Below are 21,305 nucleotides of genomic sequence, written 5' to 3' on the forward strand. Positions count from 1 at the left end.
CGACACTCGCGACCCACAGCGACCGCGAAGAGCTGTTCCTGCAAGCTGGCCGCACCATCGTCGAGCTGTGCAAAACCTACTATCGCGACAACGATGATTCGGTGCTGCCACGCAACATCGCCAACTTCAAAGCGTTCGAAAACGCGATGACGCTGGACATCGCCATGGGCGGCTCGACCAACACCATCCTGCACTTGCTGGCCGCCGCCCAAGAAGCCGAAATCGACTTCAACCTGCGCGACATTGATCGTCTGTCACGCAAAGTGCCTCAACTGTGCAAAGTCGCGCCGAACATTCAGAAGTACCACATGGAAGACGTACACCGTGCCGGCGGCATCTTCAGCATTCTCGGTTCGCTGGCCCGTGGTGGTCTGCTGCACACCGACCTGCCGACTGTGCATAGCAAGACCATGGCCGAAGGTATCGCCAAGTGGGACATCACCCAGACCAACGACGAAGCCGTGCATCACTTCTTCAAGGCCGGCCCCGGGGGTATCCCGACGCAAACCGCATTCAGCCAGTCAACTCGCTGGCCAAGCCTGGACGACGACCGTGAGAACGGCTGCATCCGCAGCGTTGAACACGCCTACTCCCAAGAAGGTGGCCTGGCCGTGCTGTACGGCAACATCGCACTGGACGGCTGCGTGGTAAAAACTGCCGGTGTCGACGAGTCGATCCATGTGTTCGAGGGCAACGCCAAGATTTTCGAAAGCCAGGACAGCGCCGTGCGCGGCATTCTTGCTGACGAAGTGAAGGCCGGCGACATCGTGATCATCCGTTACGAAGGCCCGAAAGGCGGTCCAGGTATGCAGGAAATGCTCTATCCGACCTCGTACCTGAAATCCAAGGGGCTGGGCAAAGCCTGCGCGCTGCTGACAGACGGGCGTTTTTCGGGCGGGACTTCGGGCCTGTCTATCGGCCACGCATCGCCGGAGGCGGCAGCAGGCGGCGCGATTGGTCTGGTGCGCGATGGCGACAAAGTGTTGATCGACATTCCCAACCGGGGCATCAACCTGCTGATCAGCGATGAAGAAATGACCGCGCGGCGCGCCGAGCAGGATCAGAAAGGCTGGAAGCCCGTTGAGTCGCGTCCACGTAAAGTGACCACCGCGCTGAAAGCCTACGCATTGCTCGCCACCAGCGCCGACAAAGGCGCAGTACGCGACAAGGCTCTACTGGACAAACTGGTGCCTTAAGCATTTGGGTACAGCGTAAAAACCAAAGCCCGGCAGCGATGCCGGGCTTTTTTTGTTATCGAACCTTGTTGGAGCAAGGCTTGCCCGCGAAGGCCACAACGCGAAGTGTCAGACAACCCGTGTCGCAAGCTTCGTCCGGATGCAGCCCAGCCTCACTCCAACAGATCCGCGTGATTACTGAATCTCCTCAGGCTTCACGATCACCCAGTTCTTGTCCGCAGTGACCGGCAAGCCTTCTGCCGCCTGGGCCGCAGCGTGCTTGGCCATCATGCCATTGAGCTGCGTCATGTATTTGTCTTTGCGATTGATCCACAGGTGAATGCCACCCTTGGCCACGTCGACATCGTGGAACAGCATGTAGCCATCGCTGGTTGGCGTATCGCCGCCCACCAGAACAGGTTTTTTCCACTCATCGATGTAGGTCAGGATCGCCGCGTGTTTGCCGGCCATCCAAGTGGCGGGGGTCCACAGGTAAGGCGTCAACTCCAGACCGAGGTTGGCCTTCTCGTCGTATTTGCCCGCCGTGATTTGCTTGCGAGCGGTGGTCAGCTCGCCTGTCTCACGGTTCTTCAGCAAGGTGGTCACGCCGATGACGTTCTGCGGTTTGACGTTGTAGCCGTACTTCGGATCGGACGCGACCATGCGCACCAGCTCCTCGGATGCGGCAGTCATCACGTAAACCTCGATGCCGTTTTCCGTCAGCTTGTTGAACAGCTCGGCCTGGCCGGTAAAGACTTTCGGCGGGGGCACGTCGATGGTTTTGACCGTATCGCCATCGTAGTACGTGCTGGACACCGGTTTGCCGGATGCCATCAGCTCGTCAACGTAACCTTTGAGCTGCTTGAGAGTGAAGCCCGAAAATACTTGCGCGACCCATGGATAGCAGACCATGTCATCCACTTCACAGAGGCGATAGTAGTAACTGAACAGGCTTTCCTTGTGGTTCGCGGTGTCCTTGAAAGGCATCAGTTTGAGGGACGGATCAAGGGACTCGCGGGTGATCAGCCCCTTGTTTTCCATGAACGGCAACAGCGACTCTTCCAGATCGTAGCGATAGCTGGTGTTGTCCATGTCGAAAACGGCGAAGTTACCTTTGTTGGCATTCGCTGCAATCATCGCGTTGAGCTGTTTGGCCGCAGGCTCCGGCCAGTGTTTGAGTTCTGTGGAGAAAGCCTGGCAGGCCAGACCGAGACAGAGAGCAGCGGCCAATAGTTTAGGTACGAGCTTCATAACGGTGTCCCCCCTTGTTTTGTTCAAGGATTGGACCGTAGCAAAAAGCCGTTACTGTTTGGGTACGTCAGCGACCGTGCGTGTTCTGATGACGTCACCGAGAGAACGATTCGCGACAACATGGTTGAAAACGACATTCTTGTAACAGTTACCCAAGCATCCGGCTCTCACGCATGAATCGGTCTCAGACTCGCTCCCACACCTCAAAACTGTATGCCGGCTTGTCATCGGCAGCAGGATTCCCGGTATTGGAAACCAGCTTCCATTGGGTTTGATCAAACTCGGGAAACCACGCATCCCCTTCAGGGCTCAAATCAACGCGCGTCAGGTACAGACGGTCCGCTTGCGGCAGGCCTTGCGCGTAAAGCTGCGCACCGCCAATCAACATCATTTCGGCGACGCCCTGCTCATCCGCCCACTCTTCGGCGCGTTCGACAGCAGCGTCCAGGGAGGTGAACACCTCAGCGCCTTCGAGCTGCAAATCGGCCTGGCGAGTGACCACCAGATTCAACCGACCAGGCAACGGACGACCCAGCGAATCCCAGGTCTTGCGGCCCATGATGATCGGCTTACCCAAGGTCGTTGCCTTGAAATACTTGAAATCCGCCGGTAAATGCCACGGCATGGAATTATCGACGCCAATGACCCGGTTTTGCGCCAGGGCGGCAATCAGGCTGAGGGAGAGATGTTTTTTCATGGGCGCGAGAATAGCAGAGGCGACGGCGGATTTTGTATCCGGGATGCCCTACAAAATCGTCCTCATCCCACCGCTGGTCTGCGCGAACTTGGCCACAACGGTTATGCTCCCCCCTGACTTAATCAACGAGACGCCGCGTGACTGTCCTGACCCCACTCGATGACCTATGGCTGACCGAAGCCGTGCGCCTGCGCGAGGAACATGCAGGCGCTCTTGAAGACACCGAAGCCAACCGCCGTGCTCGCGCCGAGGGTGGCGATCTGTTGACTCGGATCAAGCGCCGGGCCCGGTGGCTGGCCGAGCGCGACGGAATGCTCGTTGCGTTGCGGCACTACAAACAAGGCGCCCGGTTGTCGCTGATCATACTGGCCATCTTCGCCGTCATCAGTGGCACAGGCCTGGCATTCGCCGGATTAGGTGACGGACAAACACCTGTAAACGTGTTCTGGGCACTGGGCAGCCTGCTGGGGCTGAACCTTATCCTGCTGGTCAGTTGGGCATTGAGCCTGGCCTTGGCTGGCGAAAGCACCGCCAGCCTCGGACGCCTATGGCTTTGGCTCAGCGAAAAGCTCGCCCGCGACGCTCAGGCCGCACAACTGGCGCCTGCGTTGATCTTGCTGCTACAGCGCAAACGCCTGAATCGCTGGGCCCTTGGCACGCTCATTCACGGCGTCTGGCTGCTCGCATTACTCAGCGCGCTGGCGATGCTGCTAATACTGCTGGCGACCCGACGCTACGGTTTCGTCTGGGAAACCACGATCTTGGGCAGCGACACTTTTGTCGCGCTGACCCATGCGCTTGGCACGATCCCGTCTCTGCTGGGCTTTGGCGTGCCCAGCGATACGGTGATCCGCGCCAGCGGCGACAGTGTGTCGATCATTGAGGATGCCCGTCAGGCTTGGGCCGCGTGGCTGGTTGGCGTGCTGATGGTGTACGGCATTGTGCCAAGACTGCTGCTGGCGCTGGTGTGCTTTTGGCGTTGGCGTATCGGCCGAGCAGGCCTAACGCTGGACCTGAGCCTGCCCGGCTACGTCCACTTGCGCGAGCGCTTGATGCCCAGCAGCGAGCGGCTGGGCGTCAACGACGAGGCTCCCGAACACCTTCATCAGGTTCAACACACGCCCCCATCACTTCAGAGCGAAGGCGCGCTATTGGTCGCCATCGAGTTGGACGATCAGCGAACATGGCCGCCCAAACTGCCGAAAACCGTGGCTGACGCAGGCATCCTCGACAGCCGTGAGTCACGCAAAAAACTGCTCGATCAACTGACCCGCTTCCCACCCGCGCGCTTGGCTATCGCCTGTGATCCAAGGCGCTCCCCCGACCGTGGCAGCTTGGCGCTGATCGCAGAACTGGCGCGCTGCGCGGGCGCAACGCGCGTCTGGCTACTGCCCGCCCCCGTCGGGCAAGCGCTGGAGGCCGAGCGATTGGGCGACTGGCACGCCGCATTGCAACAAATGGACGTGACTTGGGCCGACAGCGCCCCGCTCACCTGGCTGGAGACAGGCCATGACTAAAAAGGACACGACTCGTGCGCTGCGGCTGGCCGTCGTCGGCCACACCAACGTCGGCAAAACCTCCCTGCTGCGCACCTTGACTCGCGATGTCGGTTTTGGCGAAGTCTCACATCGCCCCAGCACTACCCGCCATGTCGAGGGCGCACGCTTGTCGGTGGACGGTGAAGCGTTGCTGGAGCTGTACGATACGCCCGGCCTGGAAGATGCCATCGCCCTGCTCGACTACCTTGAACGCCTTGATCGCCCCGGCGAACGCCTCGACGGTCCGGCACGGCTGGCGCGGTTTCTGGAGGGCAGCGAAGCGCGTCAGCGTTTCGAGCAGGAAGCCAAAGTGCTGCGCCAGTTGCTCGCCTCGGATGCCGGGTTGTATGTGATCGACGCCCGCGAGCCGGTGCTGGCGAAATACCGTGACGAGCTGGCAGTGTTGGCCAGTTGCGGCAAACCGTTATTGCCGGTGCTGAATTTTGTCAGCAGCGCGCAACAGCGCGAGCCCGAGTGGCGCGAAGCCTTGGCACGGCTGGGCCTGCACGCACTGGTGCGCTTCGACAGCGTGGCACCCCCGGAAGACGGCGAGCGTCGGCTGTATGAAAGCCTGGCGTTGCTGCTGGAAAACTCGCGCGGCCAGTTGGAGCGGCTGATTGTTGATCAAGAGGCGCAACGTCAGGCGCGTCGCCATAGCGCTGCACGATTGATCGCCGAGCTGCTGTTGGACTGCGCCGCTTGCCGCCGTAGCGTCGCGACGAGTTCTGATCAAGTGCAGGTGGCTATTGCCGACCTGCGCAAAGCGGTGCGCCAGCGGGAACAGCGCTGCGTCGAATCGCTGCTCAAGCTCTACGCCTTCCGCCTTCAGGACGCCGCAGCCAACGACTTGCCGCTGCTTGATGGGCGCTGGGGCGACGACCTGTTCAACCCGGAAACCCTGAAATTACTGGGCGTGCGGGTTGGCGGCGGGATTGCCGCCGGTGCCGCTGCCGGTGCCGGGGTGGATCTATTGGTGGGCGGCATTACCTTGGGTGCGGCAGCGCTGGTGGGCGCTATCGCCGGGGGCGCATTGCAGACCGCACGCAGCTATGGCGGGCGACTGCTCGGCAAAATCAAAGGACAGCGCGAACTGACAGTCGACGATGCGGTGTTGCGGCTATTGGCGCTGCGTCAGCGGCAACTGTTGCAAGCGTTGGAAGCACGCGGGCATGCAGCGATGGACAGTATCAAATTGACCGCCCCGCAGGACAACACCTGGCGTGAGGGCAAATTGCCGGAAGACCTGCGCAAGGCAAGGGCGCATCCGCAGTGGTCTTCACTGAATCCGAATGCGAAGTTGAATCAGGCCGAGCGACAGGAAGCGATTGAGGGGTTGGCAACCCGCTTGGGCTCGCCATAAGACATGTAGACATGTCCAAGGGTACGAGCACCGACAGTCGCATTGATGATTTGGGGATACTGTTAACGCGCCAGCCCCGGTATCATCGCGCGCCCGATACACCCGGAACCGGATACACATGAAACCCACCTTGATCGCCGCCGCAGAAATCGACCGTCTCGATACCTGGGCCAAATACTCCAGTCACATGTGTGGAGGCTGTGTTTCCAGCTGCTGCACACTGCCGGTGGAAACCAAGATCAAGGACCTGATCCGGATTGGCATCGTCGACGAGTTCGAACAGGGCGACAATCCCAAGAACATCGCCAAGCGTTTGCAGAAGGAAGGCATTGTCGAGCGCTTCAACCAGAAGTCCGGGATTTTCACCCTGCAACGCATGAGCAACAACGACTGCCTGTATCTGGATCGCAAGAGTCGCTTATGTACGATCTACGATAAGCGCCCGGACACCTGCCGCAATCACCCAAAAATCGGGCCGCGCCCAGGCTACTGCGCGTACAAGCCCAAGGCAGTAGAGCGCCAGGACAGCGGAACGTTGAGTTCGAATTCAGGTCGCGCACCGTTGAAGTTCTGATTGAACACCCGGTTTCGGTAGGAGCCAACTTGTTGGCGAGGCGACCAATGCGGTGTGCCTGAAACACCGCCTCGCGAACAAGTTCGCTCCTACAACCGATTCTTCATCGCCCAGACATACAAAAACGCCCCCGACCTTGCGGTCGGCCGTTGAAGTTCTGATTGAGCACCCGGTTTCTGTAGGAGCCAACTTGTTGGCGAGGCGACCGACGCGGTGTGCCTGAAACACCGCTTCGCGAACAAGTTCGCTCCTAAAACCGATGCCTCATCAGTCAGACATACAAAAACGCCCCCAACCTTGCGGTCGGGGGCGTTTTTTTACGGCTGATTAAAAACTAATCAGTTGCCGCTTTTCTTGGCTGCGCGGGTACGCTCGCTTTCGCCAAGGATTTTCTTACGCAGGCGAATCGACTTTGGCGTCACTTCGCACAGTTCGTCTTCTTGAACGAACTCCAGCGCTTGCTCCAGCGTGAAACGGATCGGCGGAACCAGAGCGATGGTTTCGTCTTTACCCGAAGCACGCATGTTGTCGAGCTTCTTGCCTTTGGTTGGGTTAACGCCCAGGTCGTTGTCGCGGCTGTTGATGCCGACGATTTGGCCTTCATAGACGTCTTCGCCATGACCCAGGAACAGCTTGCCACGGGCTTGCAACGTTTCCAGGGAGTAGGTCAGTGCCTTGCCGGTCGCAACCGAAACCAGCACGCCGTTCTGACGGCCAGACATGTCACCGGACTTCATCACGTCGTAACGGTCGAAGATCGAGGTCAGGATGCCAGCGCCAGAGGTCAGGGTCAGGAATTCGTTACGGAAACCGATCAAACCACGTGCAGGGATGTTGTACTCAAGACGAACACGGCCCTTGCCATCTGGAACCATGTTGGTCAGATCGCCCTTACGCAGGCCCATCTGCTCCATGATCGCGCCCTGGGATTCTTCCGGCAGGTCGATGGTGACGTTTTCGTACGGTTCGTGCTTGACGCCATCAACCATGCGGATGATCACTTCAGGACGACCTACACCCATTTCGAAGCCTTCGCGACGCATGGTTTCGATCAGTACCGAGAGGTGCAGCTCACCACGGCCGGAGACTTTGAACTTGTCAGCGGTGTCGCCTTCTTCAACGCGCAGGGCAACGTTGTACAGCAGCTCTTTGTCCAGACGTTCCTTGATGTTACGGCTGGTGACGAACTTGCCTTCTTTACCGCAGAAAGGCGAGTCGTTTACCTGGAAGGTCATGGAAACGGTTGGTTCGTCAACGGTCAGCGGCTTCATCGCTTCGACGTTCAGTGGGTCGCACAGAGTGTCGGAGATGAACAACTGGTCGAAGCCGCTGATGCAGACGATGTCGCCGGCAGCTGCTTCTTCAACGTCGACGCGGTGCAGACCGTGGTGACCCATCAGTTTCAGGATACGGCCGTTGCGCTTTTTACCGTTGACGTCGACGGCAACAACAGGGGTGTTCGGCTTGACGCGACCGCGAGCGATACGGCCAACACCGATGACGCCCAGGAAGCTGTTGTAGTCCAGTGCCGAAATTTGCATCTGGAACGGACCTTCACGGTCGACTTTTGGTGCAGGTACATGGTCGACAATGGCCTGGTACAACGGCGTCATGTCTTCGGCCATATCGGTGTGGGCAAGACCGGCAATACCGTTCAGCGCAGAGGCGTAAACGACCTGGAAGTCCAGTTGCTCTTCAGTGGCACCCAGGTTGTCGAACAGGTCGAAGATCTGGTCCAGAACCCAGTCCGGACGCGCGCCTGGACGGTCAACCTTGTTGATAACCACGATTGGACGCAGGCCGGCTTCGAAAGCCTTTTTGGTCACGAAGCGGGTTTGCGGCATAGGGCCGTCTTGAGCATCGACCAGCAGCAGGACGGAGTCGACCATCGACATCACGCGCTCTACTTCACCGCCGAAGTCGGCGTGGCCTGGGGTGTCCACGATGTTGATGTGGTAGCCATTCCAGTTGATCGCGGTGTTCTTCGCGAGAATGGTGATACCACGCTCTTTTTCCTGGTCGTTGGAGTCCATCACGCGCTCGTCGTTGAGCTCGCCGCGTTCCAGGGTACCGGATTGACGCAAGAGCTTGTCAACGAGGGTAGTTTTACCGTGGTCAACGTGAGCAATGATGGCGATGTTGCGTAGATTTTCGATCACTTGTGTATCTCGATCAGAGGATTCGGTCAGCTGGCTGATTGTAGACAGCTATGAACAGTAGAGTCGGCTAAAGCCGTTACGGCTTGACGACGTGTGTCGGGGGGCCGGTGACGCAAGCCACAGGCAAACAGCCCCGGGCACTTAGCTCGGTCGATAAACGCGCACATTGGCATGCCCCTCACTGAGCAAATGGTGGGCATGCAGGCGACTCATGACGCCTTTGTCGCAATACAGCAGGTACTGGCGCGTGTAATCCAGTTCCTTGAAACGGCTGTTCAGTGCATAGAACGGCAGCGTTTGTACTTCGATGCCGGGCAAACTCAGCGGGCGATCGTCCTGTTCATCCGGATGACGGATGTCGATAACAACCTGACCTGCCAAAGCCTGACTGACTTCTTCGATTTCGACGCCTTGGCCCAACTCGTCGATCACACGATCGATAGGGACCATCCTGGCGTTTTCGAGCGCACGCTCGAGAATCGCCATGTCGAACTGTTGTTCTTCGTACTCGACGCGGTTGCGCTTCGCGGCGGTCTTGGGGTTGACCGAGATCACCCCACAATACTCAGGCATGTGCCGGGCGAAATTACCGGTGCCGATCTGATCTGCCTGATCGATGATGTCTTGCTTGTGAGTGGCGATCAGCGGGCGCAACACCAGCTTTTCCGTCACCTGATCAATTACCGATAGATTCGGCAGGGTCTGACTCGACACCTGGGAAATCGCCTCACCCGTTACCAGCGCGTCGATTTCCAGACGATCAGCAATAATGGTCGCAGCGCGCAACATCATACGCTTCAATACTACGCCCATATGACTGTTATCGACTTTTCCGAGAATTTCTCCCAAAACTTCTTCGAACGGCACGCTGACGAACAGCACGCGCTGGGAGCTGCCGTACTTTTTCCAGAGAAAATGCGCGACTTCCATGACGCCTAGCTCATGCGCCCTTCCGCCCAGATTAAAGAAGCAGAAGTGGCTCATCAGCCCGCGGCGCATGATCTGGTATGCCGCCACGGTTGAATCGAAACCGCCAGACATCAATACCAGTGTCTGCTCCAGCGAACCTAGCGGATAGCCGCCCATGCCTTTGTGTTGGCTGTGAATCACAAATAACCGTTGGTCGCGAATTTCCATCCGCACTTCAATTTGTGGCGCTTTCAGGGAAATACCGGCGGCACCGCACTCGACACGCAAGCGGCTGCCGACGTATTTTTCGACATCCATGGAGCTGAAATCGTGATGACCGGCTCGTTTGCAGCGAACCGAAAATATCTTTCCGGGCAGGACTTCCCCGAAGTGCTGCCTGCACTTCTCGTAGATGTCGTCCATGTCACCCAAGGGGTATTGATCGACCTGCAGGAAATGCGTAATGCCCGGCATGCAACTCAGGCGCTCGGTCATGTCGTGCAAGGCTTTGGGATCAGTGACCTTTGTTCCGACTTCAAGGTTATCCCACACACCATCGACCACCAGCGCCGGGTCCAGATCACGGAGCACGGTACGGATGTTTTTGGCCAGCTGTTTGATGAAGCGCTTTCGCACAGGCCGGCTTTTGATAATGATCTCGGGAAAAACTTTAACGATTAGTTTCATGAAAACAGCGCGCGAGGTGCCGGTCGAAAAAGAGGGGGCGGGATTATAGCGGAAATTGCTCAAGGTTTAACCAGTTATCGTACGGCCAATCATCGGCGCACCAAAAACGAACCAAGCATAATTACAAGGCACCAATAGAGTGCGTTAAGTTTTGCAAATGCATCGTCTATCCCCTGGAAAATCGGGATTTCGAGCAAAAAACCCAACACAGGGCACTGGCATGCAAATTGCTCCCTTGTGAGGCAGGTTGCCTTGGCCGACTATCGCGCCCGGCATCACCCAAATTGAAGGGCGAACAACTACCCAGCCCTAATCCACCCCGGAGGACAACATGTCGAAGTCGGTTCAACTCATCAAAGATCATGACGTTAAGTGGATTGATCTGCGCTTCACGGACACCAAAGGTACTCAGCACCATGTGACCATGCCAGCACGCGATGCTCTGGAAGACGATTTCTTCGAAGTCGGCAAAATGTTCGACGGCTCCTCCATTTCCGGCTGGAAAGGCATCGAAGCGTCCGACATGATCCTGCTGCCAGACGACGAAACCGCCGTTCTGGACCCGTTCACCGAAGAGCCGACCCTGATCCTGGTGTGCGACATCATCGAACCTTCGACCATGCAAGGTTACGATCGCGACCCACGCGCCATCGCTCATCGCGCCGAGGAATACCTGAAGTCGACCGGTATCGGTGACACCGTATTCGCAGGTCCAGAGCCAGAATTTTTCATCTTCGACGAAGTAAAATTCAAATCCGACATCTCCGGTTCCATGTTCAAGATCTACTCTGAGCAAGGTTCGTGGATGTCCGACGCTGATATCGAAGGCGGCAACAAAGGCCACCGTCCAGGCATCAAAGGTGGCTACTTCCCAGTTCCGCCGTTCGACCATGACCACGAAATCCGCACCGCAATGTGCAACGCTCTGGAAGAAATGGGCCAGGTCGTAGAAGTCCACCACCACGAAGTGGCAACCGCTGGCCAGAATGAAATCGGCGTGAAATTCAACACGCTGGTTAAAAAGGCTGACGAAGTTCAGACCTTGAAATACGTTGTACACAACGTTGCCGACGCTTACGGCCGTACCGCTACCTTCATGCCTAAGCCTCTGTACGGCGATAACGGTTCGGGCATGCACGTCCACATGTCGATCTCCAAAGACGGCAAAAACACCTTCGCTGGCGAAGGCTATGCCGGCCTGTCCGACATCGCGCTGTATTTCATCGGCGGCATCATCAAGCACGGCAAGGCGCTGAACGGTTTCACTAACCCAGCGACCAACTCCTACAAGCGTCTGGTTCCAGGCTTCGAAGCTCCGGTCATGCTGGCCTACTCGGCCCGCAACCGTTCTGCTTCAATCCGTATTCCTTACGTCAACAGCCCTAAAGGCCGTCGTATCGAAGCGCGCTTCCCGGACCCGGCAGCCAACCCGTACCTGGCGTTCGCGGCCCTCTTGATGGCTGGCCTGGACGGCATCCAGAACAAGATCCACCCGGGCGACGCCGCTGACAAAAACCTGTATGACCTGCCACCTGAAGAGGCTGCAGAGATCCCACAAGTGTGCGGCAGCCTGAAAGAAGCCCTGGAAGAGCTGGACAAAGGTCGTGCGTTCCTGACCAAAGGCGGTGTTTTCAGCGACGACTTCATCGACGCTTACATCGCCCTGAAAAGCGAAGAAGAAATCAAAGTACGCACTTTCGTACACCCACTGGAATACGAGCTGTACTACAGCTGCTAATCCAGCCACGTCAGCGGTATCGACGTGAAACGAGGCCTCCTTCGGGAGGCCTTTTTCATGCCTGCGGGAAAGTGGCGACGACGCCAGGCATGATTTTTTTGATATTTCCCGAAACGCAAACGCCCTAGCGTTTGCGTGGTCAGCCATTTCTAATCAGCCGTACCCGAAGCACACCGCTTCAATCATGCAAAGGAATGAATATGATCAAACTCACAGTTGCCTGCGCCACGGCGCTTTTCATGCTGAACACCGCAAACGCTCAAACCGCCCCCACCATCGATTCAAAAATCCTCTTGAAAACCACGTCATCCTGGGACGGAACCCCATACACGACCTATCCGAAAGGTCAGCCGGAGCTCACCGTGCGCAAGGTCGTCATGTCGCCTGGCGCGCAGTTTGACTGGCATTCACACCCTATGCCCGCCGCAGGCTATGTTATTTCCGGAGAGCTGATCGTCGAGGCGCTGGAAGGTGGCAAGACCATCACGCTGACGGCAGGGCAAGTCCTGCCTGAAATGAACAATATCGTACATCGCGGCACCAGCGGGGCGACGCAAACCGAACTTGTCGTGTTCTATGCCGGCATGCCCGGCATGCCATTAGCGGTTGATCACAACACGACAGAATGATGGGCGTGGTGGTATCCAGTTACCACATTTATGCATGATCCTTCGGTGATACTTGGAGCCCAGTCGGCAGTTCGATAACCGACTGGGCATCGATCCACCTTGTACGGACCCTTCCCATGATCAAGCTATTGCCCTGCGCTTTTCTGACTCTCACATTGCTCCCGCTACACCTCATGGCAGCACCCGCAGCGCCCACCCCAGCAGCCCTGACGCCTTTGATAAAGGCCATCAGCCAGAGGCTGGAGATCGCGAACGACGTGGCGCTGAGCAAATGGTACAGCGGCAAACCCGTACAGGACACTGACCGAGAACGCCAGGTCATCGCCAGTGCGACAGCAAAAGCGGGGGATTTCAGGCTGTCTCGCGACGACGCCAGTCAATTTTTTGCAGCGCAAATCGAAGCCAACAAGATGGTGCAGTACGCCCGCCTCGCGCAGTGGCATGCGACCGGCACCGCCCCAGCCAACCCAGCCCAAAGCCTTGCCAGCGACATTCGTAGCCGGCTGGATACCTTGCAACCAATCCTGCTGACGTCGTACGCAGCATTCTCGCCTTACCGCAAGGATGTCGCCTGCCCTGACTGGGTGAGAGCCGCAAGCGAGCTACAAGCCACTGATCCGGTGATGAGTAGCGCATTGGCACGTGCCGTGGGTGATCTGTGCATCCCCCGCAAAAAATGACACGAGACCAAGACCCTAGGCAACGGCAATGAAGTAGTGAAACGGGTTGTGTTCTATGCTGGCACCCCAGGCCAGCCGCTGTCACAGTAGGGCCCTGCCATTTGCCGTTAACCCTGTCGTTGGGATTGGAGCGTTCATGCATCAAAGCCTTGTTTTTCTGCTGCTGTTGTTTGCCTTGCCCGCTGTCGCGCAGATCTACAAATACACCGATGCCAATGGCAACACGGCTTACAGCAATCAACCACCCAACGGCACCAAAGCCGAAACGGTCGAATTGCCGCCGCTCAACAGAGTTAACACGGTCACGCCTTCCCCGGCGCCGGCAACCGCGCCGCAAAATCAGGGGCAAGCAACGCAAAAAGGCGCCGCTTACCAAACGCTTCAACTCACTGACCTGCCTGACGGTGAAGCGCTGCGGGCCAACAATGGCACCTTCACCGTGGGCGTACAAATTGAGCCGCGCCTGCAACCTGGTCATCTACTGCAACTGCTTTTGGATGGAACACCTTATGGCCAGCCGACCAACGTACCGCGCTTGCAGCTCATGGAGCTGGACAGGGGCGAGCACAGCCTGGCTGTTCAAGTCCTGCAGAACCAGCAGCCCATTCAGCACAGTCAGACAGTGACCCTCACGGTGCAGCGAGTTCATGTCGGTAAGCCTTGACCACCCATTGCTGCGCAGCATAACGATTTGCCTCCTGATGCTGACGGGGCATTCGGTGCTGGCTGACGTCTATACCTATATCGACGCACAGGGCAATCGCGTATATACCGACCAGCCGCGGCGCAACGCCAGCAAAGTTGATATTGCCCCCAGCAACAACATGGCCCTGCCGCTTAAAAAAGCACCACCCCAGCCAACCAAACAAACCATCCCAGCGTTGTTCCGCTACCAACTGCTGCGCATTCTCGCGCCGGAACCTGACGCCGCGATTCGCGACATGCAAGGCAACCTGATCGTGACGGTAACCAACGATCCAGCCTTGCAGCCCGGACATAGCTATCGCTTGCTGCTTGATGGCAAGCCGTACAGTGAATCAGGGCGTAGCCCGGTGTTCCCGATGACCAACATTGATCGGGGCACGCATCAGCTCTCGATTGAGATCGTCGATCAATACGGTCGCGTAGCGGAACGAACGCCTAATCAGCCCTTCCATATGTTCCGTATCTCCCTGGCGCAAAAACGTCTGGCGCAGCCGTGCAAGAACGAGGATTACGGCGTCCGCCCGGAATGTCCGCTCAAAGATAAGCCGGAAGAAGAAAGCAGCATTTTCTCTTTTTTCTGATTTCCCCAGGCGCAAGTTGATTTAGCTCCATTATGGTGCGCAAGCTGAACGAACAGCCGGGCCTACAACCCATTTTGGTTCAATTCGCGTGAACCGCTGCAGCGTGCTGGCGCACGCTGTCCGAAAAAAGCTCGGATTGTCTCGATTAACGCTTCTTTTCGGAGCCTTGGTTTGGTTTTTGCAGTTTCAACGGATAAGCACCGTATCAGCGGCTTTCCAACGCTGGCGAAGACCAACCAGTGGTCTGCTAATTCGGGCCCGCTCCGAAGTGCAATGTGCCAAAAGAGGTCAACGACATTCATGACTATCAGCGATACGCTGCACCGATTGTTACTCGACAACTTGACCACTGCCACCATTCTGCTCAACTCGGACTTGCGCCTTGAGTACATGAACCCGGCAGCCGAAATGCTGCTGGCGATCAGTGGTCAGCGTAGCCACGGGCAATTTATCAGCGAGCTGTTTACCGAGTCGGCCGAGGCGCTCAGCTCGCTGCGTCAGGCGGTCGAGCAAGCACATCCGTTTACCAAACGTGAAGCCATGCTCACCGCATTGACCGGCCAGACCCTGACCGTCGATTACGCGGTGACGCCGATTTTGTCCGAAGGCGAAACCATGCTCCTGCTGGAAGTCCATCCGCGTGATCGCTTGTTGCGCATCACCAAGGAAGAAGCCCAGCTGTCGAAGCAAGAAACCACCAAAATGTTGGTCCGTGGCCTGGCACATGAAATCAAGAACCCCCTCGGCGGGATTCGTGGCGCTGCACAATTGCTCGCCCGCGAGCTGCCTGAGGAAAGCCTGAAGGACTACACCAACGTCATCATCGAAGAAGCCGACCGCTTGCGCAATCTGGTGGACCGGATGCTGGGCTCCAACAAACTGCCTTCGCTGTCCATGACCAATGTGCATGAAGTGCTCGAACGCGTGTGCAGTCTGGTGGAGGCTGAAAGCCAAGGCTGCATCACTTTAGTGCGCGATTATGACCCGAGCATTCCCGACGTATTGATTGACCGCGAACAAATGATTCAGGCCGTGCTCAACATTGTGCGCAATGCGATGCAGGCCATTAGCGGCCAGAACGAACTGCGCCTGGGCCGTATCACCCTACGAACCCGCGCGATGCGCCAATTCACCATCGGTCATATTCGCCACCGACTGGTGAGCAAGATCGAAATTATCGACAACGGCCCTGGCATTCCTCCCGAGCTTCAAGAAACGATTTTTTACCCAATGGTCAGCGGCCGCCCGGATGGCACAGGGCTCGGTCTTGCCATCACCCAGAATATTATCAGTCAGCACCAGGGGCTGATCGAGTGTGACAGCCATCCCGGCCACACCACTTTCTCGATCTTCTTGCCACTGGAACAAGGAGCAGCTTCGACATGAGCCGTAGTGAAACTGTCTGGATCGTCGATGACGACCGTTCCATCCGCTGGGTACTTGAAAAAGCGTTGCAACAAGAAGGCATGACAACGCAGAGCTTCGACAGCGCCGATGGCGTGATGAGCCGTCTGGCGCGTCAACAACCGGATGTGATCATTTCTGATATCCGCATGCCCGGCGCCAGTGGCCTGGATTTATTGGCACGGATTCGTGAGCAACACCCACGTTTGCCGGTCATCATCATGACCGCCCATTCAGACCTCGACAGCGCCGTTGCCTCGTACCAGGGCGGTGCCTTTGAATACCTGCCCAAGCCGTTCGACGTAGACGAAGCGGTGTCCCTGGTCAAACGCGCCAATCAGCATGCCCAGGAACAACAAGGCATGGATGTCGTGCCTACGCTGACCCGCACGCCGGAAATCATCGGCGAAGCCCCCGCGATGCAGGAAGTGTTTCGCGCCATCGGACGCTTGAGTCACTCCAACATCACAGTGCTGATCAACGGCGAATCGGGTACAGGCAAAGAGCTGGTCGCTCATGCACTGCATCGCCACAGCCCGCGCTCCGCTTCGCCGTTCATTGCCTTGAACATGGCAGCGATCCCGAAAGACCTGATGGAATCCGAGTTGTTCGGCCACGAGAAAGGCGCGTTCACCGGTGCAGCCAACCTGCGTCGTGGCCGTTTCGAACAGGCCGACGGTGGCACGCTGTTTCTTGACGAAATCGGCGACATGCCAGCCGACACTCAGACACGCTTGCTGCGCGTATTGGCGGATGGCGAGTTTTACCGAGTCGGCGGTCATACGCCGGTCAAGGTCGACGTGCGAATCATCGCCGCGACTCACCAGAATCTGGAAACTTTGGTGCAGGCTGGCAAGTTCCGCGAGGACTTGTTCCATCGCCTGAATGTCATCCGCATTCACATCCCGCGCATGTCGGATCGTCGCGAAGACATTCCGACATTGGCCAAACACTTCCTAAGCCGCGCCGCCCAGGAACTGGCGGTCGAGCCAAAGCTGCTGAAGACCGAAACCGAGGAGTACCTCAAGCACCTGCCGTGGCCGGGTAACGTTCGTCAGTTGGAAAACACCTGTCGCTGGATCACGGTCATGGCCTCGGGCCGTGAAGTGCATATCAGCGACCTGCCGCCAGAACTGCTGAGCCTGCCTCAGGATTCAGCGCCGGTCACCAACTGGGAACAAGCACTGCGTCAATGGGCCGACCAGGCTTTGGCTCGTGGTCAATCCAGCCTGCTCGACAGCGCGGTGCCGACCTTCGAACGCATCATGATCGAAACCGCCCTCAAACACACCGCAGGGCGCCGTCGCGACGCTGCCGTATTGCTGGGCTGGGGCCGCAACACCTTGACTCGCAAGATCAAGGAGCTGGGCATGAAGATTGATGGTGGGGATGACGATGACGGGGATGAGGGCTGATTGACTCAGCGCCTGCCCTGATCGGCAGGCATCCCCCGATGCGAGGCAGGCGTATTCGGAGGGTACGGCGGGCTGGGTCCGCACGACACGATACGGTGTGTCGGATGCATCGTATCGCCAGGATGCGGCCCTAGCCTTCGTATCGTCTGTAACTCACAACGTTGGCTTCAATAGCTGGCCATTCAGTTACGCCCGTCGTGCATTCCTCAACGAAATCTGGTCGTTCAGCGTCCAGAAGTCATACAAGACCCCCAGAAAGAACAGCCCACCCGTCAGTGCATAGATGATCCCGCTGATCCATTTGCCCTGATACATCCGATGCACACCGAACACGCCCAAAAATGTCAGCAGAATCCAGGCAACGCTGTAGTCGGTCGTCCCTGCGTGAAAGCGCAGGTCCGCCTCGCGATCCATCGACGGGATCAGAAACAAGTCGATCAGCCAGCCAATACCCAGCAGGCCCAAGGTAAAAAACCAGATAGTCCCAGTTACCGGCTTACCGTAATAAAAACGGTGCGATCCGGTAAATCCGACAATCCACAGCAGATAGCCCATGACTTTACTGTGAGTGTCAGGACGCTGTACGTCCACTTGATAGGTATTCATTGACAGCCTCTTTTGCATTGATAGAAAAAAATATGCGTAAATTTTGTGACTTTCGTGACCCGTTCCGACGTATGGCCACAACCTCTTGATCACCCAGCAAACCCTTGTAACTAAAGGGGATGAGCAAAATCTTATGACAGTTTTTGCATCGAAACTGACCCGCCGGGCAGTAAATGATTCAAAAAGGGGGTCCGAAACGACGGAAAAAGCTGTTATAAAGTTGCGCGCTGACCAATAAGAGCCCTGCCTAATGCGTCCATTTTTCAAGACATGGCTAACCATTTGCCTATTTATGCCACTGGCCGCCCACGCCACCAATCGTGAGCAACCGTTACCTGCGAGCTTCAACGGCTTCACTGCGAAGACTCAGTCCTCGGAGAAAGTAACGAAGGTAACGCGCAATGTCGCCGCTCAACAGGCCGCGATAGCTGCAATAGACGAAACCGCCGAGCCACTGGCGACCTCCAAGCGCAAAACCCGAAACGGCAAGACGTCCAATCGTCCTTCGTCCCATAAGGTTTCGAAAAACACTGTCGCCCTTGCCAGCAAAGCACCAGGCAATAGCAAACAAAGCAACACCGTGGTCAACCGTGCCATGAATGCGATCGGTACCCCTTATCGTTGGGGCGGCACCAGCCCAACAAAAGGGTTCGACTGCAGTGGTTTGGTTAAATATGCGTTCAATAACGTGAGCGAAGTCGATTTGCCACGTACCTCCAACGCCATGGCCGAAGGTCACGGGCAGAAGGTTGACCGCAAGGATCTAAAGCCAGGCGACTTGTTGTTCTTCAACATCAAGAGCCGTCAGGTCAACCATGTCGCCATTTACCTGGGTGACGGCCAGTTCGTGCATGCGCCTCGTCGTGGCAAGTCGGTCTCGGTCGACACGTTGAACAAACCGTATTGGGACAGCCATTACGTGATTGCCAAACGCGTTCTGCCCAAGGAGCTGCCTTCGTCGCATAAACCGACAGTGCGTTTGGCACAGCGTTAATGCTGATCTGACGACTGCCCTGGTTCTGTAGAAGCGAATTCATTCGCGAATGAATTCGCTTCTACAAGTGCAAGCGCCTGACAATCAAAAATTGTCAGGCGTTTTTGCTTTCTCCCGCGCACTTTCGCGCGTGATGATGCCTTTGGTCACCAGATCCTTCAGGCACATATCCAGTGTCTGCATCCCCAGCGAACCCCCGGTCTGAATCGATGAGTACATCTGCGCAACCTTGTCTTCGCGGATCAGGTTACGGATCGCCGAGGTGCCAATCATGATTTCGTGGGCCGCAACTCGCCCACCGCCGATTTTCTTCAGCAGCGCTTGTGAAACGATCGCGTGCAACGATTCCGAGAGCATAGAGCGGATCATTGATTTCTCCTGCGCCGGAAACACGTCGACAATCCGGTCGATACTCTTCGCCGCCGAGGTGGTGTGTAGCGTGCCGAACACCAGATGCCCGGTTTCTGCTGCTGTCAGCGCCAACCGAATGGTTTCCAGGTCTCGCAGCTCGCCTACCAGGATCACGTCCGGGTCTTCACGCAACGCAGAGCGCAATGCTTCGGCAAAGCCGTGCGTGTCGCGGTGTACTTCTCGCTGGTTGATCAGACTCTTTTTGGATTCGTGAACGAATTCGATAGGGTCCTCAATGGTCAGGATGTGGTGGTGCTTGTTGGCGTTCAGGTAGTCGACCATCGCTGCCAGCGTCGTCGATTTGCCTGAACCCGTTGGCCCGGTGACCAGCACCAGACCACGCGGGACGTCGGTAATCTTGCGAAATACATCGCCCATCCCCAGGTCTTCCATACTCAGGACCTTTGAGGGAATGGTCCGGAACACGGCGCCCGCGCCACGGTTCTGATTGAATGCATTGACCCTGAACCGCGCCACACCCGGCACTTCGAAGGAGAAGTCGGTTTCCAGGTCCTCTTCGAAGTCCTTACGCTGTCTGTCATTCATGATGTCGTAGATCAACGCCTGGACCTCTTTCTGGTCCAGCGGCGGCAGGTTGATCCGCCGCACATCGCCATCGACCCGAATCATCGGTGGCAGGCCAGCCGAGAGGTGTAAGTCCGACGCGCCTTGCTTGGCACTGAAGGCAAGCAGCTCGGTAATATCCATACAGCTCCTCATCACATAGAATGCCGCAGACTTTAGCCCTGCTGGCGCAAATCAATGTCCACGATAGCAGAGAACATTTCAACGCTCGGTGAGCGAATTCACGCAGCTGCATGTGCAGCGCAGCGTGACCCGGCATCCATTGGTCTGCTCGCGGTAAGCAAAACCAAACCGGCAAGCGACCTGCGCGAAGCGTATGCAGCGGGTTTGCGCGACTTCGGCGAGAATTACCTCCAGGAAGCCTTGAACAAGCAGCTTGAATTGGCTGACCTACCCTTGATCTGGCATTTCATCGGCCCCATTCAATCGAACAAGACTCGCGCTATCGCCGAGCATTTCGACTGGGTGCATTCCGTGGACCGCTTGAAAATCGCACAACGGCTGTCCGAACAACGCCCCACCCAGTTACCACCGCTGAACATCTGCATCCAGGTCAATGTCAGTGGCGAGGCGAGCAAGTCCGGCTGCAAGCCCGATGACTTGCCCGCCCTGGCTCAAGCCATCACAGCTCTGCCAAATTTGAGGCTGCGTGGCCTGATGGCAATTCCCGAACCGACCAATGACAGCGCCAAACAAAACGCTGCATTTGCGGCCGTACGCAACCTGCAAGACCAGTTGAAGCTACCACTGGACACCCTTTCCATGGGCATGAGCCACGACCTGGACGCCGCCATCGCACAAGGCGCGACCTGGGTGCGGATTGGTACCGCCCTCTTCGGCGCCCGTCATTACGGGTAGCCATAACCCTTTGCCTCACAGGAATCCGCTCATGAGCAAGACTCGCATCGCATTCATCGGTGCAGGAAACATGGCCACCAGCCTGATCGGCGGGCTGCGCGCCCAAGGCGTCGAGCCTGACTCGATCAGCGCCAGCGATCCGGGCCTAGAAACCCGCGAGCGCGTGTCCGCCGAGCACGGTATTAAAGTGTTCGCCGACAACGCCGAAGCCATCGAAGGCGCTGACGTGGTGCTGCTGGCAGTCAAGCCGCAGATGATGAAGGCCGTCTGCGAAACCTTGCGCACGAGCCTGAAGCCCAACCAGCTGATCGTTTCAATCGCCGCCGGCATCACCTGCGCCAGTATAAAA

20 protein-coding genes are annotated in these 21,305 nt (G+C 57.3%); 14 read left to right on the forward strand and 6 right to left on the reverse strand.

Annotated elements, in window-relative coordinates:
• On the forward strand, positions 1 to 1,196 hold a 1,196-nt coding region (locus tag VGC62_RS21590), incomplete at its 5' end, for a dihydroxy-acid dehydratase (protein WP_331189112.1).
• 174 nt (positions 1,197 to 1,370) lie between these two features.
• On the opposite strand, the gene VGC62_RS21595 is transcribed toward VGC62_RS21590, so the two are convergent.
• A complete protein-coding gene (locus tag VGC62_RS21595; protein ID WP_331189113.1) occupies positions 1,371 to 2,426 on the reverse strand; it encodes a haloacid dehalogenase-like hydrolase in 1,056 nt (351 codons plus the stop codon).
• Positions 2,427 to 2,610: 184 nt separating this feature from the next.
• Positions 2,611 to 3,123, reverse strand: coding sequence for a dihydrofolate reductase (locus VGC62_RS21600; protein ID WP_331189114.1), 513 nt, complete (start codon positions 3,121 to 3,123; stop codon positions 2,611 to 2,613).
• Between the two features lie 137 nt (positions 3,124 to 3,260).
• Here VGC62_RS21600 and VGC62_RS21605 point away from each other — a divergent pair, with 137 nt between their 5' ends.
• The 3 genes from VGC62_RS21605 (at position 3,261) to VGC62_RS21615 (ending at position 6,595) form a co-directional block, all read left to right on the forward strand.
• A complete protein-coding gene (locus tag VGC62_RS21605; RefSeq protein ID WP_331189115.1) occupies positions 3,261 to 4,640 on the forward strand; it encodes a DUF2868 domain-containing protein in 1,380 nt (459 codons plus the stop codon).
• Positions 4,633 to 6,021 (forward strand): GTPase/DUF3482 domain-containing protein, encoded by a 1,389-nt coding sequence (locus VGC62_RS21610; protein WP_331189116.1) that lies wholly within the window; start codon positions 4,633 to 4,635, stop codon positions 6,019 to 6,021. Before VGC62_RS21605 ends, VGC62_RS21610 begins: the two co-directional genes overlap by 8 nt.
• A 118-nt stretch (positions 6,022 to 6,139) precedes the next feature.
• Positions 6,140 to 6,595, forward strand: coding sequence for a YkgJ family cysteine cluster protein (locus tag VGC62_RS21615; RefSeq protein ID WP_331189117.1), 456 nt, complete (start codon positions 6,140 to 6,142; stop codon positions 6,593 to 6,595).
• Between the two features lie 338 nt (positions 6,596 to 6,933).
• On the opposite strand, the gene typA is transcribed toward VGC62_RS21615, so the two are convergent.
• Entirely contained in the window at positions 6,934 to 8,754 is a 1,821-nt protein-coding gene (typA, locus tag VGC62_RS21620; protein ID WP_331189118.1) for a translational GTPase TypA, read from the reverse strand.
• 141 nt (positions 8,755 to 8,895) lie between these two features.
• Positions 8,896 to 10,350, reverse strand: coding sequence for a tRNA uracil 4-sulfurtransferase ThiI (gene thiI, locus VGC62_RS21625; RefSeq protein ID WP_331189119.1), 1,455 nt, complete (start codon positions 10,348 to 10,350; stop codon positions 8,896 to 8,898).
• 331 nt (positions 10,351 to 10,681) lie between these two features.
• Between thiI and glnA the strand changes: the two genes are divergently transcribed.
• From glnA to ntrC, 7 genes are all read left to right on the forward strand, one after another.
• Positions 10,682 to 12,088, forward strand: coding sequence for a glutamate--ammonia ligase (glnA, locus tag VGC62_RS21630; RefSeq protein WP_331189120.1), 1,407 nt, complete (start codon positions 10,682 to 10,684; stop codon positions 12,086 to 12,088).
• Between the two features lie 200 nt (positions 12,089 to 12,288).
• On the forward strand, positions 12,289 to 12,717 hold the full coding sequence (locus tag VGC62_RS21635) for a cupin domain-containing protein (RefSeq protein ID WP_331189121.1): 429 nt from the start codon (positions 12,289 to 12,291) through the stop codon (positions 12,715 to 12,717).
• A gap of 116 nt (positions 12,718 to 12,833) precedes the next feature.
• Complete coding sequence (locus VGC62_RS21640) at positions 12,834 to 13,397, forward strand: chorismate mutase (RefSeq protein ID WP_331189122.1); 564 nt, start codon at positions 12,834 to 12,836, stop codon at positions 13,395 to 13,397.
• 136 nt (positions 13,398 to 13,533) lie between these two features.
• Positions 13,534 to 14,061 carry a DUF4124 domain-containing protein gene (locus VGC62_RS21645; protein WP_331189123.1) on the forward strand — a complete coding sequence of 176 codons (528 nt, stop codon included), beginning with the start codon at positions 13,534 to 13,536 and terminating at the stop codon, positions 14,059 to 14,061.
• The gene (locus tag VGC62_RS21650; protein WP_331189124.1) at positions 14,045 to 14,683 is read left to right on the forward strand and encodes a DUF4124 domain-containing protein; all 639 of its coding nucleotides are present in this window, start codon (positions 14,045 to 14,047) and stop codon (positions 14,681 to 14,683) included. The genes VGC62_RS21645 and VGC62_RS21650 overlap by 17 nt, the downstream gene beginning before the upstream one ends.
• A gap of 300 nt (positions 14,684 to 14,983) precedes the next feature.
• Positions 14,984 to 16,069, forward strand: coding sequence for a nitrogen regulation protein NR(II) (glnL, locus tag VGC62_RS21655; protein ID WP_331189125.1), 1,086 nt, complete (start codon positions 14,984 to 14,986; stop codon positions 16,067 to 16,069).
• Positions 16,066 to 17,502, forward strand: a complete 1,437-nt coding sequence (gene ntrC / locus VGC62_RS21660; RefSeq protein WP_331189126.1) for a nitrogen regulation protein NR(I) — start codon at positions 16,066 to 16,068, stop codon at positions 17,500 to 17,502. The genes glnL and ntrC overlap by 4 nt, the downstream gene beginning before the upstream one ends.
• A 186-nt stretch (positions 17,503 to 17,688) precedes the next feature.
• Here ntrC and VGC62_RS21665 read toward each other — a convergent pair whose 3' ends face one another.
• On the reverse strand, positions 17,689 to 18,108 hold the full coding sequence (locus VGC62_RS21665; protein WP_331189127.1) for a TM2 domain-containing protein: 420 nt from the start codon (positions 18,106 to 18,108) through the stop codon (positions 17,689 to 17,691).
• Positions 18,109 to 18,358: 250 nt separating this feature from the next.
• Between VGC62_RS21665 and VGC62_RS21670 the strand changes: the two genes are divergently transcribed.
• Complete coding sequence (locus VGC62_RS21670) at positions 18,359 to 19,102, forward strand: C40 family peptidase (RefSeq protein WP_331189128.1); 744 nt, start codon at positions 18,359 to 18,361, stop codon at positions 19,100 to 19,102.
• 84 nt (positions 19,103 to 19,186) lie between these two features.
• On the opposite strand, the gene VGC62_RS21675 is transcribed toward VGC62_RS21670, so the two are convergent.
• Entirely contained in the window at positions 19,187 to 20,221 is a 1,035-nt protein-coding gene (locus VGC62_RS21675; protein WP_331189129.1) for a type IV pilus twitching motility protein PilT, read from the reverse strand.
• Positions 20,222 to 20,275: 54 nt separating this feature from the next.
• Here VGC62_RS21675 and VGC62_RS21680 point away from each other — a divergent pair, with 54 nt between their 5' ends.
• Both VGC62_RS21680 and VGC62_RS21685 read left to right on the forward strand, forming a co-directional pair.
• A complete protein-coding gene (locus tag VGC62_RS21680; RefSeq protein WP_331189130.1) occupies positions 20,276 to 20,956 on the forward strand; it encodes a YggS family pyridoxal phosphate-dependent enzyme in 681 nt (226 codons plus the stop codon).
• Positions 20,957 to 20,987: 31 nt separating this feature from the next.
• Positions 20,988 to 21,305, forward strand: a 318-nt coding sequence (locus tag VGC62_RS21685) for a pyrroline-5-carboxylate reductase family protein (protein ID WP_331189131.1), incomplete at its 3' end; no start/stop codon positions are given.

This window comes from Pseudomonas sp. (assembly GCF_036404235.1).
Classification (GTDB): Bacteria; Pseudomonadota; Gammaproteobacteria; order Pseudomonadales; family Pseudomonadaceae; genus Aquipseudomonas.

Excerpts from the sequence above, each read along its gene's own strand:
- glnL (WP_331189125.1), top strand. The coding sequence starts at position 14,984 with ATGACTATCAGCGATACGCTGCACCGATTGTTACTCGACAACTTGACC.
- VGC62_RS21635 (WP_331189121.1), top strand. The coding sequence starts at position 12,289 with ATGATCAAACTCACAGTTGCCTGCGCCACGGCGCTTTTCATGCTGAAC.
- VGC62_RS21640 (WP_331189122.1), top strand. The coding sequence starts at position 12,834 with ATGATCAAGCTATTGCCCTGCGCTTTTCTGACTCTCACATTGCTCCCG.
- thiI (WP_331189119.1), bottom strand. The coding sequence starts at position 10,350 with ATGAAACTAATCGTTAAAGTTTTTCCCGAGATCATTATCAAAAGCCGG.
- VGC62_RS21610 (WP_331189116.1), top strand. The coding sequence starts at position 4,633 with ATGACTAAAAAGGACACGACTCGTGCGCTGCGGCTGGCCGTCGTCGGC.
- VGC62_RS21650 (WP_331189124.1), top strand. The coding sequence starts at position 14,045 with ATGTCGGTAAGCCTTGACCACCCATTGCTGCGCAGCATAACGATTTGC.
- VGC62_RS21595 (WP_331189113.1), bottom strand. The coding sequence starts at position 2,426 with ATGAAGCTCGTACCTAAACTATTGGCCGCTGCTCTCTGTCTCGGTCTG.
- VGC62_RS21670 (WP_331189128.1), top strand. The coding sequence starts at position 18,359 with ATGCGTCCATTTTTCAAGACATGGCTAACCATTTGCCTATTTATGCCA.
- glnA (WP_331189120.1), top strand. The coding sequence starts at position 10,682 with ATGTCGAAGTCGGTTCAACTCATCAAAGATCATGACGTTAAGTGGATT.
- VGC62_RS21675 (WP_331189129.1), bottom strand. The coding sequence starts at position 20,221 with ATGGATATTACCGAGCTGCTTGCCTTCAGTGCCAAGCAAGGCGCGTCG.
- VGC62_RS21680 (WP_331189130.1), top strand. The coding sequence starts at position 20,276 with ATGTCCACGATAGCAGAGAACATTTCAACGCTCGGTGAGCGAATTCAC.
- VGC62_RS21665 (WP_331189127.1), bottom strand. The coding sequence starts at position 18,108 with ATGAATACCTATCAAGTGGACGTACAGCGTCCTGACACTCACAGTAAA.
- VGC62_RS21600 (WP_331189114.1), bottom strand. The coding sequence starts at position 3,123 with ATGAAAAAACATCTCTCCCTCAGCCTGATTGCCGCCCTGGCGCAAAAC.
- VGC62_RS21645 (WP_331189123.1), top strand. The coding sequence starts at position 13,534 with ATGCATCAAAGCCTTGTTTTTCTGCTGCTGTTGTTTGCCTTGCCCGCT.
- ntrC (WP_331189126.1), top strand. The coding sequence starts at position 16,066 with ATGAGCCGTAGTGAAACTGTCTGGATCGTCGATGACGACCGTTCCATC.
- VGC62_RS21615 (WP_331189117.1), top strand. The coding sequence starts at position 6,140 with ATGAAACCCACCTTGATCGCCGCCGCAGAAATCGACCGTCTCGATACC.